The organism is Brevibacterium permense (genome assembly GCF_013280495.1).
GTDB lineage: Bacteria > Actinomycetota > Actinomycetes > Actinomycetales > Brevibacteriaceae > Brevibacterium > Brevibacterium permense.
Window position 1 is genome coordinate 57,985 of sequence record NZ_JABSSX010000013.1, and the last position, 15,362, is coordinate 73,346.

15 protein-coding genes are annotated in these 15,362 nt (G+C 64.8%); 6 read left to right on the plus strand and 9 right to left on the minus strand.

Features of this window, described 5'->3' with window-relative positions; translation table 11 throughout:
* Window positions 1-33: 33 nt before the first annotated feature.
* The 4 genes from HK353_RS14450 to HK353_RS14465 form a co-directional block, all read right to left on the minus strand.
* Window positions 34-882, minus strand: a complete 849-nt coding sequence (locus tag HK353_RS14450; protein ID WP_173157232.1) for an anti-sigma factor — start codon at window positions 880-882, stop codon at window positions 34-36.
* The gene (locus HK353_RS14455) at window positions 879-1,454 is read right to left on the minus strand and encodes a sigma-70 family RNA polymerase sigma factor (RefSeq protein WP_173157234.1); all 576 of its coding nucleotides are present in this window, start codon (window positions 1,452-1,454) and stop codon (window positions 879-881) included. The genes HK353_RS14450 and HK353_RS14455 overlap by 4 nt, the downstream gene beginning before the upstream one ends.
* Window positions 1,455-1,682: 228 nt before the next feature.
* Window positions 1,683-2,375, minus strand: coding sequence for a fasciclin domain-containing protein (locus HK353_RS14460; RefSeq protein WP_173157236.1), 693 nt, complete (start codon window positions 2,373-2,375; stop codon window positions 1,683-1,685).
* Window positions 2,376-2,530: 155 nt separating this feature from the next.
* A complete protein-coding gene (locus tag HK353_RS14465) occupies window positions 2,531-4,138 on the minus strand; it encodes a molybdopterin-dependent oxidoreductase (RefSeq protein WP_173157238.1) in 1,608 nt (535 codons plus the stop codon).
* A 108-nt stretch (window positions 4,139-4,246) separates the two neighbouring features.
* On the opposite strand from HK353_RS14465, the gene HK353_RS14470 reads away from it, so the two are divergent.
* Complete coding sequence (locus tag HK353_RS14470) at window positions 4,247-4,750, plus strand: OsmC family protein (RefSeq protein ID WP_173157240.1); 504 nt, start codon at window positions 4,247-4,249, stop codon at window positions 4,748-4,750.
* 68 nt (window positions 4,751-4,818) lie between these two features.
* Here the strand turns inward: HK353_RS14470 and HK353_RS14475 are convergent, their stop codons facing one another.
* Window positions 4,819-5,691, minus strand: coding sequence for an alpha/beta hydrolase (locus HK353_RS14475; RefSeq protein ID WP_173157242.1), 873 nt, complete (start codon window positions 5,689-5,691; stop codon window positions 4,819-4,821).
* Window positions 5,692-5,833: 142 nt separating this feature from the next.
* Here HK353_RS14475 and HK353_RS14480 point away from each other — a divergent pair, with 142 nt between their 5' ends.
* From HK353_RS14480 to HK353_RS14490, 3 genes are all read left to right on the plus strand, one after another.
* Window positions 5,834-6,520 carry a trimeric intracellular cation channel family protein gene (locus tag HK353_RS14480; RefSeq protein ID WP_173157268.1) on the plus strand — a complete coding sequence of 229 codons (687 nt, stop codon included), beginning with the start codon at window positions 5,834-5,836 and terminating at the stop codon, window positions 6,518-6,520.
* Window positions 6,521-6,624: 104 nt separating this feature from the next.
* Complete coding sequence (locus HK353_RS14485; RefSeq protein WP_173157244.1) at window positions 6,625-7,455, plus strand: hypothetical protein; 831 nt, start codon at window positions 6,625-6,627, stop codon at window positions 7,453-7,455.
* A gap of 45 nt (window positions 7,456-7,500) precedes the next feature.
* Window positions 7,501-8,361, plus strand: coding sequence for a PPK2 family polyphosphate kinase (locus HK353_RS14490; protein ID WP_173157246.1), 861 nt, complete (start codon window positions 7,501-7,503; stop codon window positions 8,359-8,361).
* 64 nt (window positions 8,362-8,425) lie between these two features.
* Here the strand turns inward: HK353_RS14490 and HK353_RS14495 are convergent, their stop codons facing one another.
* Window positions 8,426-8,848, minus strand: coding sequence for an OsmC family protein (locus HK353_RS14495; RefSeq protein WP_039211873.1), 423 nt, complete (start codon window positions 8,846-8,848; stop codon window positions 8,426-8,428).
* Window positions 8,849-8,918: 70 nt separating this feature from the next.
* Entirely contained in the window at window positions 8,919-9,488 is a 570-nt protein-coding gene (locus HK353_RS14500; RefSeq protein ID WP_173157248.1) for a cysteine hydrolase family protein, read from the minus strand.
* 94 nt (window positions 9,489-9,582) lie between these two features.
* On the opposite strand from HK353_RS14500, the gene HK353_RS14505 reads away from it, so the two are divergent.
* Complete coding sequence (locus HK353_RS14505; protein ID WP_173157250.1) at window positions 9,583-10,866, plus strand: MFS transporter; 1,284 nt, start codon at window positions 9,583-9,585, stop codon at window positions 10,864-10,866.
* 229 nt (window positions 10,867-11,095) lie between these two features.
* A complete protein-coding gene (locus tag HK353_RS14510; RefSeq protein WP_342589949.1) occupies window positions 11,096-11,686 on the plus strand; it encodes an MOSC domain-containing protein in 591 nt (196 codons plus the stop codon).
* A 75-nt stretch (window positions 11,687-11,761) separates the two neighbouring features.
* On the opposite strand, the gene kynU is transcribed toward HK353_RS14510, so the two are convergent.
* Window positions 11,762-13,075 (minus strand): kynureninase, encoded by a 1,314-nt coding sequence (gene kynU, locus HK353_RS14515; protein ID WP_173157254.1) that lies wholly within the window; start codon window positions 13,073-13,075, stop codon window positions 11,762-11,764.
* A gap of 151 nt (window positions 13,076-13,226) precedes the next feature.
* Window positions 13,227-15,062: a DNA helicase RecQ gene (gene recQ / locus HK353_RS14520; protein ID WP_173157256.1), complete on the minus strand. Its 1,836-nt coding sequence runs from the start codon at window positions 15,060-15,062 to the stop codon at window positions 13,227-13,229.
* Window positions 15,063-15,362 lie beyond the last annotated feature (300 nt).

Consider the following 15,362-nt stretch of genomic DNA (forward strand, 5'->3'; position numbering starts at 1 on the left):
CCTTCGCTGGAGGTGAGCCCACTCCCACACCCGCTAGAGGTCGATGGCGACTATCGGATCCGTGGTCGGCTGCTTCGAGCCGCCCTCGGGTTCGACGGTGATGCCGAAGACACTGCCGCCGGAGAACTTCTCACCGGTGATGGTCACAGGACTGTCCGACATCAGACCGGCGCTTTCCGGACCGTCGGCACCGATGACCCACATCTGCATCGACTTTCCGGCCGGTGGCCGCCCGATGTCTTTCGGACTGAGCCGGATGAGCTGCTCGCTCTCGGAGGAGAGCACAGTTACGCTTCCGCCCTCCGGCATGTCTGCGGTGCTCGTCTTCAGGTCGCTGGCTTCCATGAGGCGAGCCGAGTCATCGAGCTGCTGCTGGGTTGCGGCCAAGTCCTCTTCCAAGGAATTCTGCCGCTGATTCTGCTGCCAGACGGTGGCACCGAGTCCTGCGGCCACGACGATCGCCGCCGCAGCTGCGGCCCAGGGCAGCCAGGAACCGCGGCCGACCTGCGGCTCACCTCGGACCTCATCGCGGTTAACGGATCGGCGTGTATTCCGATGTTCGGTGAGCGATGTCGGTGCAGGCGGTGCATCGGTGGCGGCAGGCGCGACCGACGAGCCTTCCGCCTCGGCGGCCGATGACGTCGCCGGAGCCGGTTCCTGTGCATTGTTCTCGGGGATCGACAGAATCGCCTCTCGAGTCGCCGAGCTGACGTCAACCGGTTCATCGGATTCGGCCGCGTCGGCCATGACGTCGGCATAGGCGGCGACTTCGGCACGGAATTCGGGGTCGGCATCGGCCAGTGCCTGAGCCTCGGCGAGTTCTGAGTCGCTGAGCCCGCCGAGGGCCAGCCCGGCAGCCAGATAGTCACGATCTGCGCTCATCGGCTTGCCTCCAACTCTTCTCGCAGCTTCTTCATTCCGTCCCTGATCCGTGACTTGATGGTACCCAGGGGCACCTGGAGATTCTCCGAGATCTGGGTGTGGGTCATGCCCTGGTAGAAGGCCATGACGATCGGTTCGGACTGCTCATGCGGGAGGATCCGCAGGGCCGAGACAGTCCGGTCCGACTCTGCACGGGCGATGACGGTCTGCTCCACCTGGTCGCCTGCTTCGGCGGTGGTGCGGAGCCCGTCCGCATAGTCTCTGTCTTGTTGAGCCTGGACGCTGCGCACACAGTCGATGGCTCGCCTGCGGCACAGGGTGATCAGCCATGCCCGTCCGCTGCCGCGCCCCGGGTCGAAGCCCGAACACCGGGTCCACACCTCGGTGAAGCAGTCCTGGAGGACCTCCTCGGCCAGTGTTCGGCTCTTGACGATTCGCAGGATGACGGCCATGAGGATGCGGGAGTGAGTGGTGAACAGCTCTTCGAATGCGGACCGGTCACCGTCGGCGATGCGGATCAGCAGGGCACCGCCGGGATCGGCGGAATCCGCCGGCTGGTGATCAGAACTCATTGCCCAATCATGCCATGCATGCAGAAGCCGATCGCACCTTTCCCAGGTGAGCGAGTCGAGCGGGGTGGGTGCAGCGGTGGGAGCGTGTGCTGCCGAGACGGTCAGCCGGCGTTCGTACGAAGCCGCTGGGACCGGCGAGGATGCGAAGGCGGCCGGGAGCCGATCCTGTTGCTGCTGATCGGTTCCCGGCCACTGCATCGTGGTGTTCTCTCGCTGCGGACTCTCCGGTCACTTCTTCGGCATCATCACGGCGTCGACCATGTAGACCGTGGCGTTGGCAGTCTTGACTCCGCCGCAGACCAAGCCGGCATCGTCGAACTTCATGTCCTCGCCCTCACCGGAGATCTTGACCTTCGAACCTTCGACGGTCTCGTGCTCACCGGCGATCTCATCGGGAGAGAGCTGACCGGGGATGACGTGGTAGGTCAGCACCTTCGTCAGCTGGTCCGAGTCCTTGGCCAGGGCGTCGAGGTCGTCCTTGGGCACATCGGCGAAGGCGTCGTCGACCGGGGCGATGACCGTGAACTCGTCGCCGTTGAGAGTGTCGACGAGGTCGACATCGGGATTGAGTTCGCCCGAGACAGCCTTGGTCAGGGTTTTGAGCATCGGGTTGTTCGAGGCGGCAGTGGCCACTGGGTCCTGGCCCATGCCCTCGACAGAACCGGCCCCGTCCGGGTTCGCCTCCGCGTAGGCCGAGCAGCCCTTACCGACGAGGTCGGAATCGGCCATGGAGGAGTCGCTGGACTCGTCGGGCATCTCGGACTCGCCCGAGTCAGCGGGCTGAGATTCGGAGCTGCCCGATTCCGAACCGGACTCCTCCCCGCCGGAACCGGAATCCATTCCGCAGCCGCTCAGAGCCAACAGGCCGATGGCGCCGGCCGAGAGGATGGTGGCGGTGCGTGTGCGAAGCAGTGTCTTCATTGTTCTTCTCCTAATCAACAGTGATGCGTATTCGCGCACAGCTGTGAAGTGATCTCCAGTGCTCGCTGTGTACTGGGTATTCGGTGCGGTGCCCGGTTCGGATGGGTGGATGGGGAAGAAATCTTGAGGATTTCTTCGCCGAGGCGGCTGCGGGCTCATTCGACGCGGAATTGGATGTGGTGGTGCCCGGTGGCCGAGTTCGGGATCGAATCCCGACGTTTCGCTGTCTGCACTGTGCCGTCCTTGTCCGTGGCACGCACGGTGAGGGTATGTGACCCCGCGGCCACCTCGGCGAATTCGGCCCGCCACTGTCGCCAGGTGTCGATCGTGACCTCCTCGGCCAGATCCGCCTGCGTCCATTCGCCGTCGTCGAGCTTGACCTCGACACGCTCGATCCCCGAACGCTGTGCCCAGGCGGTGCCGCCGACCCGGATGTCCCCGGCAGGGACCTTGGCCAACGGTCCCGGCACCTCGATGCGGGAAGCGACGAGTATGGGGGCCTTGGCATCCCACCCGCGGTCGGTCCAGTAGGCGGTCTTCTCATCGAAGCGGGTGACCTCGAGTTCGGTCACCCATTTCGTTGCGGAGACGAATCCGTAGAGTCCGGGGACGACGAGGCGGGCGGGGAAGCCGTGGATCGGGGTAAGCGGTTGGCCGTTCATTCCCACCGCCAAGAGGGCGGCTCGGTCATCGGTCAGTGCACCGAGCGGGGTCGAAGCGGTGAATCCGTCGAAGGAGTGGGAGAGAACCATATCGGCTTGCGAGTTCGGGCGTGCTCGGGCGAGGAGCTCGCGCACAGGATAGCCGAGCCAGGTCGCATTGCCGACGAGATCCCCGCCGACGGGATTGGACACGCAGGTTAGCGTGATGTGGTGTTCTTCCAGCGGCAGGTCGAGGACGTCGTCCATCGTCAGGGTGACCTCCTCCTCGACCATGCCGTGGATGCGCAGGGACCACTGTTCCGAGTCGATGACCGGCGGTGAGAGCACAGTGTCGATGCGGTAGAAGTCCTTCGCCTCGGTGACGAAGGGGACGGTGCCGTCGATGTCGGTGTTCGCGGCGGCGGGGATTGCGACCGCCTTCTTCGCGGGGTTGGGCAGTACCAGCTTGGCCACCGCTGCTCCGGCTTCCTGTGTGAGGGAAACGAGGGTCTGGCCGGCGGCGATGGTGACGGCCCCGATGGCACCGACGGCACCGGCCAGGCCGAAGAAACGGCGGCGGCTGAAGGGTTCCGAGGTTGGTGCAGGTTCTGATGTCTGTGAACCGGGCGCGATACTGCGCGCGACATCGGGATTGTTGGTCGCCTCGGCGAAGGTTGCCGGTACCCCGAAGCGCAGCAGAAGCAGGAAGACTGCGACACCCGCCGCAATGCCGATGAGCGTGGGAATGATGTCGAGGGCACCCGCCTCGGGGCGGATGAAGATGACGATGACTGGGATGAGCCCAGCGACGACCAGCAGTGTCGTGGCCAGACGCCGGCGGGAAACCGCCAGTGCTCCGATGATGCCGGCGAGGATGATCGCACCGAGGCCGGTGGAGAGGACGAGGACGAGTTTGTCGTTGTCGCCGAACAGGGCGATGACGGGTTTGATCGCCGCCGGGGGAGCCAGGGGGATGATCGCCTGACCGAGGGTGAGCAGAGGTGCGGCGCTCGGGGTGAAGGCACGCGCGATGAGGTCTGCGAGACCGAACATCATGACAGTGGCGGCGATGCCTGCCACGACGCCGCGGAAACGGTGGGCTGCACGGGTTTTCCGATTCATAGTGATCATTCGGAGCCGCCGGGACGGCGGATGGGTCTGCGGGTTTTGTTACTGACCATTCACTGAAACGCCAGTGACCTTGTTGCGTGCCTGTCGTAGCATGGTGCAATGACTGAGAAACCCGGATACGCCCAGCCGCAGACTCCGACCGGAGATGCGGATGAGCCGAAGAGCCCGAGTGCGCCGATCTACACCGCGAAGGTCGAGAACCTCGGCGGCACCTCGGGCGAGGTGCGAGTCGAAGACGGCCAGACCCTGTCCACCGCCCCGACTTCACGGGTCGAAGAGGGCAACAACCCGGAACAGTTCCTCGCCATGGCCTGGTCGACCTGCCTCGGCGAGACGCTCAAGGTCGTCCTCGCGGTCAATGAGATCGAGGCGCTCTCACGCGTGCGCGTCGAAGTCGAGCTGCACAACGAACCCTCCGGCAACGGCTTCTACTTCGCTCCGAAGGCGTTCATCTCCATCGAAGGGGTCTCGGACACCGACGCCGAGAAGTACGCTGCCCGCGCCCACGCTCGTTGCCCCATCTCCAAACTGCTCATGGGCAAGGGCAATCCGGTCGTCGAGATCGAACCCTACAAGAACCCGGACAACTTCCAGCTCAGCTGAATCGGCTGAGCAGAGAACGAGAGGCCCCGACTGTCACGGTCGGGGCCTCTTCCGTCGGCACCTGCGCTTTACCTGTCGGACTCCGCGGCAACGTCGGCGGCGATCTGCGCCATCTGCATGGCCGCCTCGGCGGGGCGGATCAGCCATCCCACGTGGGACGACGTGAGCGTGCGCACCCGGTAGGGATTGTGCGGGGTGAGCGCATCACCTTCGCGGATGAGGCGATCCTGCATCGCGGTCGGCTGGCTCCGATCCTCGCCGAGGCGGACGAACGTACGCGGAATCGTCCCCCACGTGCCCGCCTGCGCCCGGTGTTCGGGCCCTCCCGCGTCGAGGTTCTCATCCGGCTGCAGTGAGTTCAGGAAGATGCGGAACTCGTCATCGCTGACGTCGGCGCAGAAGAGTGCTTTCAGGCCGGCGAGGACCTCCAGGTCGGCCTGGCGGAAATTGCAGCGCAGCAGTCCCAACTGCCCGGGATCACCGGCCAGGGCCCGAGCGAGAGCCGCATTGTCGACGGTCTTCATTTCGGGTTCGGCATTGTATTCGGCGGCCGGGAGGTCCACCGGTGCCCATGCGGAGACATAGACCATGTGGTCGATGAGCTCCGGATGCGCATTCGCCAGCGCGGTCAATGTGGCCCCGCCGCGGCTGTGGGCGACGATGACCACCGGTCCGTGCTCCTTGGCACGGGCCGCCGCCTCGGTGAGAGCCCGGACATTGTCGTCGACGGTCACACCCCTGATCGATCCCGGCTCCGAGGTGAACCGGGCAAGGTCCTGAGGCGCCTGATACCCGAGCGGGAAGGTGGCGGCGAAACCGTGACCCGGCAGGTCAACCGCAGCCGAGCGCACTCCGTGGAAGGCGAGTTCGGCCTGCAACGGGGCGAAAGAGAAGGAAGTGGCGAAAGCGCCGTGGACGAGGATGAGCGTCGGCTGCGTCATCTCCTCAGCCTAGCGGCCGCCTCGGCGATGGGGAACGGAACATCAGACAAATGGCTCACTGGATGTCGAAGCGGATTACAGTGGCTGGTAGGACGCTCGGCACCGGACCGGGCACGGAGCGACGAGAGGAGCCGAGGTGGAGATGAACTTGCAGGAGTTCCTCTTCCTCGCCCTCGACCTCACCGGCACTTTCGTCTTCGCAGTCTCCGGAGTGCTGCTGGCCGCGCGACGCGATTTCGACATCACGGGCGGGTTGGTGCTGGGTACGATGACGGGCATCGGAGGAGGCATGATCCGCGATGTGCTCCTTGACCGGGTGCCCAACGCCATCGGCCAACCGATCTACCTCGCCCCGCCGGTGATTGCGACCCTGCTCATCTACATCATCGGCTCCCACATCTCCCGCGCACGGATCTGGATCGTCGCCTTCGACGCGATGGGCCTCGGCCTCTTCAGCGTCACCGGAACGACGATTGCGCTGTCCGCCGGGACGAACTATCCGGCGGCGCTGCTCATGGGTGCGCTGACCGCGTGCGGCGGCGGACTCATGCGCGATGCCGTGGCCAGTGAGGATCCGGCGATCTTCCGCGGCACCGACCTCTACCTCATCCCCGCCCTGTTCGGATCGGGGCTGACGATCATCGCCGAGGTGACCGGACTGTTGGGTGCCATCGCCTCCCTCATCATCGCGGCCGCCGCCTTCGGCTTCCGCATGCTCGCCTGGAAGCTGCAGTGGCGGGTGCCGCAGCCGATGCGGCAATGGTCGTACCGAGACACCGGACGGCGTGTGAAGAAAAAGCTGCCGTCGGTGTTCCGGAAACCGGACTGAGGGTGTGGCTTGTGGGATGGTGCTTGACCGGTTGAGGTCCGCGGTGTCGGATCTGAAACATCGATACCGGCATCAACTGCCCGTGCTTGTGCGAGGATGAAATCATGAGCGACACACCGATCGGACCGCCCCCACCAGGGCCGCTTCCGTTGTACGAGGAGGAACCGGTCCCGACGTGGACACGCGACTTTCTGCGCGTCCTCGGCTTCACCCTCTTCGGTGCGCTCTTCTTCACCTTCATCATCTGGCTCGCCTCGACGGGGCTGATGTACCAGCGGAACATGGCCGACAGAATTGAGGCAGACGGCCTCTGGGCAGGAATCATTGCTGGTGTAATTGCGCTTCTCTTTCCCTTCCTGTTCATGGAGCACAAGCGCAAGGACGACGGGTTCCGGCGTGAGGGTCTCGTCCCGCTGATTCTTCTCAGCGTCGTCGCTTCCGCAGTGATCGTCACGTTGGTGGCGCTGGTCTGGCCGTTCTTCCTCGGCGTGCGGGCCGTTCCCGGAACAGTAGCGGCGGAACTCAACAGCGATCCGGCGAGCTTCTTCCTCGTCCTGCTCTTCTTCATCGGCGGAATGGCGTGGAGCATGTGTGTGGTGATGCCGATGATGATCGGCGGCTTCAAGGTCGCGCTGTGGCTCCTGCTGCCGTTTCTCGGATTCGTCTTCCTCATCGGCTTCGCCGGTGTGAGAGTCTTCGAGAATCCGCCGAGCCTGCTCACCACGATGATCTGGGTGGCCGTGACGCTGACCGGCCTGGCGGTGCTGACCGTTCTGGCGATGCTGCGCAATGTCATCGACAAGTCCACGCCGCAGATGACCGCCGCCGAACGCGAAGCGGACTACCAAAGGTACCTGGAGGACAGGCGTCGGCGTGGACTGACGAACGAGAACCCGCTGCCGGGCGTCGACGGACCTCAGCCGCCTCGGCGGTGAGTTGTCGGTATAGACGCGGCCATTCCCACCTGGAAAGATGAACGCATGAGTGAGCCGAGAAGCAACTGGACGACCGATCCCGCCCCACTTCTTCGCGCTGGGGAGGGATTCCGCCTCGGCGAGGTCGATCCCGAATCCACTCCCGCCTACGACGGGGACAAGAAGAGCGGGAAGAAGGACCTCGAGGCGCTAGCCGCTGAACTGGGCGACCTGCAGGAGCGCCTCTTCGCTGCTCACCATGACGAGGACTCCGGCCCCGCTGTCCTCCTCGTCCTGCAAGGCATGGACACCGCGGGCAAGGGCGGAATCGTCCGACACGTCGTCGGCGCCGTCGATCCGCAGGGAGTCGCACTCGCCGCCTTCAAGAAACCCACCGAGGAGGAACTCGCCCACGACTTCCTCTGGCGCATCCGACCGCGCGTGCCCGGGCCAGGCATGATCGGAGTCTTCGACCGCTCACACTACGAGGATGTGCTCATCGGCCGCGTCCGTGAACTCGCCGACGCCGCCGAGATCGAGCGCCGCTACACAGCGATCAACGACTTCGAAGCCGAACTGGTCGCGGCGGGAGTGCGGATCGTCAAGGTCATGCTCCATATCTCCCCGGACGAGCAGAAGGAGCGCCTGGCCGAACGCCTCGACCGGCCGGACAAGTACTGGAAGTACAACCCCGGAGACGTCGACGAACGACTCCTGTGGCCGGATTACATGGACGCCTACCAGGTCGTCTTCGACCGCACTTCCACCGAGGCGGCGCCGTGGTTCGTCGTACCCGCGAACCGGAAATGGTACGCCAGGCTGGCCGTGCAGCGGCTGCTGCTCGATGCCCTGGTCGACATCGACCCGCAGTGGCCGGCCGCCGATTTCGACGTCGAGATCGAGAAGAAGCGGCTCGCCGACAGCTGACGATCACGTCTGCATGGAACGGCGGGCCGCCTCGGCGAAGGATCTGCCGCGCGGAATCGGGACGTCAGTCGCGACGGATGCTGAAGTCGACCTTCGTGGGGTGTTCGACGGTGCGCGAGACCGTGCAGTACTTGTCATGGGAGAGCCCGACGAGGCGTTCGACGCGGGCATCGGCCTTCCGGCCCTCCTCGTCGTCGGGGAACGCGAGGTCGAAATCGAGGTGGACGTTGTCCACCCTGGAAGCGCCGTCTTCGTCGATCTTGTCCGCGGTCGCGGAGACGTCGAACTTCGTGGGTTCGGTGTGACGGCTGGTCACGGTGTCGACGTCGATCGACGAGCAGCCGGCGACGGCGGCCAGGAGCAGTTCGACGGGGGTCATGAGGCCCTCGCCGCGGCCGAATTCGATGCTTGCTCCGCTCGGGGCGGTGGCGCGGTAGTGGTTCTCGGCGATGCGGGTCAGTTCGATGCTGCGGATGTCTTCACTCATGCCCTAATGATGGCAGACTCCGGGGTTGGGAGCGGGGGTGGTCAGGGTTTGGGGTCGGGAACGCGAACGATCAAGGTTTGGTGAAGTCGACCTCGCTCGATTCCTGAACGCGAGCCTGCCGGCCGGGACCGGATTCGAACTGCCAATACAGGTTCGTGTGGGACACGACCTGCTCCGGCGGGGGCGCACCCCATTCGGTGAGGTCTTCGGTGGTGTGCGCGTCGGAGACCAGCGTGACATCGTAGCCGCGGGCGAAACCGCCGTGGATCGTCGAGCGCACGCAGGCATCCGATTGGGCACCGGTGACGACGAGGTGGCCGACGTCCTTTCCGGCGAGCACCTCCTCGAAGTCCGTGTCCTCGAATGTATTGCCGTGGGTCTTCTCGATGATCGCTTCGCCCTCAGCGGGGGAGAGCGTGTCGACGATCTGCCATTGCGGGGAATCGATCGGCAGTTCACCGGAGCTATGCCGGACCCAGACCACCTCGGTGCCGGTGTTCCGGGCACGGTCGACGAGATCGGAGATCGTGGAGATGACCGATTCGGAGTTCCAACTGGCTTGCATGACGCCGTTTTGGACGTCGATGACGACAAGGGCGGAGTTCGTGCGGGTGGACGTCGGCGGTTGAGCTGTGGACATAATTTCCTCCTTGATCAAGGATCATTGTTCTCGCCTAGCCCCCAGCAGACAAGAGGTCGGTGCCGGTGCGTTCCGCGGGTGTGAGAATGGGGGAGTGAGCGATTTCTCCGAGGACAACGGCGGTGCCGCCGGTCCGCGCCGTTTCAGCGTGCTTCGCAGCTGGAAGACTGCGCCCTATCTGATCGGATCGGGAACGGCGATGATGGGCGACAATATCGAGCACGTCATCACCTATTGGGTGCTGTGGCAGAAGTTCGAATCCCCGGCGCTCGTCGGATTCCAGCTCATCAGCCACTGGCTGCCCTTCCTGCTCCTGTCCGTCTATGCCGGGTCTCTGGCCGAACGCTTCGACTGCCGCCGCCTCATCCAGATCGGACAGATCATGTTCATGTTCGTGTCCCTGTGCTGGGGGATCCTCTTCCTCACCGATTCCCTGCAGCTGTGGCAGGCCTGCGTGCTGCTCGTCATCCATGGCCTGGCCGGATGTCTGTGGGGTCCGGCCGAGCAGATGATGCTCCATGACTTCGTCGACCGAAAAGAACTGCCGAGCGCGGTCCGGCTCAATGCGACGTTCCGCAGCCTCGGCATCCTCTTCGGTCCCGTCGTCGGTTCCGCTCTGCTGCTCGGGGTCGGTGCCACGTGGGGTATCTTCGTCAACATCGTCTTCTATCTGCCGTTGACGATCTTCCTCATCCGCACCCCCTTCACCGGCCATCTGCGCAGCGGAGGAGTGCGCACCGCGCGGACGACTCTCATTCAGTCGCTTCGGGTGCTCATCGACGTCCGCCACAATCGCGCGATCGTCGGCATGCTGCTGCTGGCCGCGCTCGCCTCGACGACGATCGGGGCGGTGCTGCAGACGGCTATGCCGGTGTTCGGCGACATTTTCAACCCGGTCGGCGGGGACAGCGACTTCACCTATGGCGTGCTGCTCTTCGCCATGGGTGCAGGCGGAGTACTCGGGGGCTTTGGGCTCGAGGCGACCGGGTGGATCAAGGCCGTCCCGGCTGCCGCGGCACTGGCCGCCGCGGCGATGGGCATCAGCTCGCTGTTCTTCGCGCTGACCTCGCACCTGTGGCTGGCGGTCATCATGCTCGTCATCGCCGGAGTCTCGAAGATCACCGCCGAGTCGACCGAGATGGCGATCATCCAACTCGAGGCGCCGCCGGAGATCCGCGGCCGCGTCATCGGCTCCTATGCGACATTCGGGCCGGGGATGCAGACCTTCTCCGGAGTCACCGTGGGAGTGCTCGGCACGATCGCCACGATCCCCGGGGCCGTCATCATCGGCGGCACGGTCCTGGCCATCGGAGCTGTGGCCATCGGCACCTATGCCATCACAGGAAGGCGAAACTCCCATGCCCCAATTGCTACCTGACCGGGGCGCAGCAACCTGGCGCCAGGTATCTGGGCCGCCGTCACCTGCTTCTGCGCGGGAATTCGGTGTGCCATCGCTCGGGTTCGCGCACGTCAAAGGCGCACGACATGAGGCCCGACCGGGAGCTGTCGTCGACGCTTGCGGCCCGATCGGCGATCGTGAGTTCTGCTTCGTGGATGTCGAGCGTCGGCAGGTGCTCAAGACCGTGCAGAATCCTCGGCTCATCCGAATGACCACGTCATTCGTCGACGGCATGCTGACGATCACCCTGCCCGACGGGCGCTCTGCTTCTGGGGTGCCAGTCGGCTCGGGTGAGCGCTTGACCTGCAATTACTGGAAGCGACCGGTCGATCTCGAACTCACTGACGGCCCGCATTCAGCGCTCGCCTCCGAGTGGCTGGGAAAGCCGGTCCGGCTGGCCCGCGCACGTCGTGGAGACGTGATCTACGGAGCTGGCCTGTCGATCGTCACGACTGCGTCGTTGAGGGAACTCGCCGATCGATCCGGTCACCATGAGCTGCTTGATGAGGCCGCCCGATTTCGTGCCACTCTCGTCCTCGACACGTACCAACCCTTCATCGAAGAGACCTGGCGGGGCCGGGATGTGACGGTGAACCTGCCAGACGTCAACGCGCTGCGTGTGCGAATCGGGGATCCGATTGCGCGGTGTGCTGTCCTCGATCTCGACCCGATCACTGGGGAGCGGGGCAGCAATCTGCTCAAGACGCTTGTTGCCAGCCGTCCGCGAAATGAGGCGGGTGAACCGTACTTCGGCGTCAACGCCGAGATCATCGAATCTTCTGCTGCCCCGGACACCTGAGCAGCCACGTCCCAACGCAGGTGACGGCGGCCCAGATACCTGGCGCCAGGTTGCTGCGCCGCCGTCGGGTAGCAATTAGGTGACGGCGCCGCGGACCTTGTGCGCCGGGGTGTCCCAAAGTCGGTTGTCGAGGATATCGCGCAGGGCCTCGACGGTGTCCCACACCTCGGTGAACCCGATGTAGAGCGGGGTCAATCCGAACCGCAGCACCTCCGGCTCGCGGTAGTCGCCGATGATTCCGCGTTCGATGAGCGCGCTCATCACCGCGAATCCCTCGGGGTGCCGGATCGAGACCTGGGACCCGCGATGGGCGTGCTCACGTGGGGTGACGACCTCGACCGGGTGGTCGGCCAAAAGCTCATCGACGAGGTCGATGAATAGGTCCGACAAGGCCAGGGACTTCTCCCGGAGCTGTTCCATGTCCGCCCGCGTGTGGATGTCGAGGCCGAGCTCTGCCACGGACATCGACAGGATTCCCTGCGTTCCGGTGAGGTAGCGGCGGATGCCGTCGGCGGGCCGGTAGTCCGGGGCCATATCGAAAGGCTGCGCATGCGACCACCACCCCGACAGAGGTTGGCTGAATCGGTTCTGCAGCGCCTCGGCGACCCAGATGAACGCGGGAGAGCCGGGTCCGCCGTTGAGGAACTTGTACGTGCAGCCGATCGCCATGTCCGCACCGGTTCCGGCCAGATCGATCGGCAGAGCACCGGCCGAATGGCACAGATCCCAGATGACCATGGCTCCGCCGGAATGGATCGCCGAGGTGGTCGTGCCCATATCGAAGAGCCGACCGGTCCGGTAGTTGACATGGGTGAGGACGACGAGGGCAACCTCGTCGGAGATCGTGGTCGGGAACCCTGCGGTGACTTCCTCATCGTCGACGAGGCGGACCTCGTATCCGTCGCCGAGCTGCTCCGCCAATCCTTCGAGCATGTAGATATCGGAGGGAAAGTTCTCCCGCTGGGTGAGGATGATCCGCCGGTTCGGGGAGTCCTCGGCTTGCATCTTCAGCGCAGCCGAGGCGGCCTTGAACAGATTGATCGACGTGGTGTCGGTGACGACGGTGGACCCGGCCCCGCCGCCGACGAGCCCGGCGATCTTCTCACCCAACTTTGCCGGCAGGTCCCACCAGCCGGCGGTGTTCCATGAACCGATGAGGCCGGTGCCCCATTCGTCGGTGATGACTTCCTGGGCGCGGTCTGCGGCTCCTTTTGTCCGCGGGCCGAGCGAATTCCCGTCGAGGTAGATCGTGCTTTCTGGTAGCAGGAACTCTTCGCGGAAGCCGAGCATGGGATCGTTCGCATCGCGTTGTTCGCAGTCGGCGCGGGTGATTGAACTTGGGGAGCCAGTTGAGTTCGCTGAGGTGGCTGTCCGGTCAGAGGTCGTCATCGTCGCCTTCCGCGTGGTGGGGGAGCCGGTGGGTTCGTCTGCCTTCCAGGCTATCGCTTCAAACCTACCCGACGGCGGCCCAGCAACCTGGCGCCAGGTTGCTGGGCCGCCGTCGGGTAGCAAATGGGGAGTTTGAGGGGCCCGAGGCGGTTCAGCCTGCGTGGGCGGCGAGCACCTCGAGCACGGAATCGCCATAGCGGTCGAGCTTCTTCAGACCCACTCCGCTGACCTGACCGAGTTCGCCGATCGTCGTCGGCTTGACCTCGACGATGCCGTAGAGCGTGGCATCGGGGAACACGACGTAGGCGGGCACGCCCTGCTCCTTCGCCTGCTCTCCTCGCCAGGAGCGCAGTGCCTCGAACAGGGAGGCATCGGCGGGGTCGAGCTCGACCTCGGGGCCGCCTCGGCGACTTGATCCGGCCTTCTTCGCTCCGGCTTTCTTCACCGGGTCGACACGCAGTGAGATCTCCTCTTCTCCGCGCAGCACGGGGCCGGCGTTCTCGCCGACCACAAGCACACCGTAGTCACCGTGGGATTCGAGGAGGCCGCGAGCGAGCACCTGCCGGATGACGGTCTTCCACTGGCTCTCGGACAGGTCCTCGCCGACGCCCCAGACGCTCAAGCTCTCATGGTCCGAGGCCCGGGATCGGTCATTGTCGTTGCCGCGCAGCACATCGATGACTTGGCCCGAACCGAAACGCTGCCCGCGTTCCCTATCGAGTCGGATGACGGCCGACAGAAGCTTCTGCACGGCCACGGTCGCGTCCCAGGTCACTGGGGGTGTCATGCAGGTGTCGCAGTTGCCGCACGGTGCGGATTCCTCATCGAAGTACCGCAGCAGCTGCACACGTCGGCAGTCGACGGTCTCGCACAGGGCGAGCATCGAATCGAGGTGGCTCATCTGGCGGCGTTTGAACACCTGGTCGCCCTCGCCGGATTCGATGAGTCGGCGTTGGGAGACGACATCGCCGAGGCCGTAGACCATCCACGCATCCGCGGGCAGTCCGTCACGGCCGGCTCGACCGGTCTCCTGGTAGTAGCCCTCGACCGAGCGGGGCAGATCGAGGTGGGCGACGAAGCGGACATCGGGTTTGTCGATGCCCATACCGAAGGCGATCGTGGCGACCATGACGATGCCGTCCTCGCGGAGGAACCTCGCCTGATTCTCCGCCCGCACCTCGGAGGGCAGCCCTGCGTGGTACGGCAGGGCTGTGAGGCCGCGGGCGACGAGTGCTTCGGCCAGCTGATCGACCCCGCGCCGGGACAGACAGTAGACGATGCCCGAATCCCCGGGGTGTTCGGTGGTGATGAAGTTCAGCAGCTGCGATCTCGCCGAGGCCTTCGGTTCGATCCGGTAGGTGATGTTGGGTCGGTCGAAGCTCGCGACGAAGTGCTCGGCATCTTGGAGGTGGAGTCGTTCGGTGAGTTCGGCGTGGGTGGCCCGTGTGGCTGTGGCCGTCAGGGCGATGCGCGGGACGTCCGGGAACCGTTCGGCCAGGACACCGAGTCCCAGATAGTCGCTGCGGAAGTCATGGCCCCATTGGGACACGCAGTGGGCTTCGTCGATGGCGAACAGGGAGATCTGCGCCTGCTCGAGCAGTCGCATCGTCCGCGGCAGGACGAGACGTTCGGGCGCGAGGTAGAGCAGGTCGATCTCTCCGGCGAGCAGCTGCTGTTCGACCTGCTGGGCGGTCTCGAAATCGAGGGACGAGTTGAGATAGGCCGCCCGCACGCCGAGGTTCTCCAGCGCCGCGACCTGATCGGCCATGAGAGCGATAAGCGGAGAGATGACGACACCTGTACCGGGCCTGACCAGGGCAGGAATCTGATAGCACAGGGATTTTCCGCCGCCGGTGGGCATGAGCACGACCGCATCCCCACCGCCGACGACCTGGTCGACGATGGCCGCCTGCTGGCCCCGGAACTCCTCATAGCCGAAGACATCGTGGAGGACATCGAGGGCGGAGGTCGTGGCTGCGGAGGTCATGGCACCCACCCTAGTTCACCCACCTGACTCGAATCTTCAGCGGAGACGGGACTACGGAGAAGGGGTTTGAGACCTCGGAGGAAATAAACCGAGGTCCCGGTGCGACAAGTCGAAGTGTGGGAGAGAGTGGAGATGGGGCCAGGCGAGAAATATGGGTCACCATCGGATACTTCGAAGCGGGCGGTTTCTATCTTCTAGTGCAACACCCGGCCTGACCAGCACGGTCGGGTCGGGACAGCACTTGAGAAGGAGCCCATCATGCGACCAGTGCCTTTCGACCACCTCGACGCGTTCTTCGTC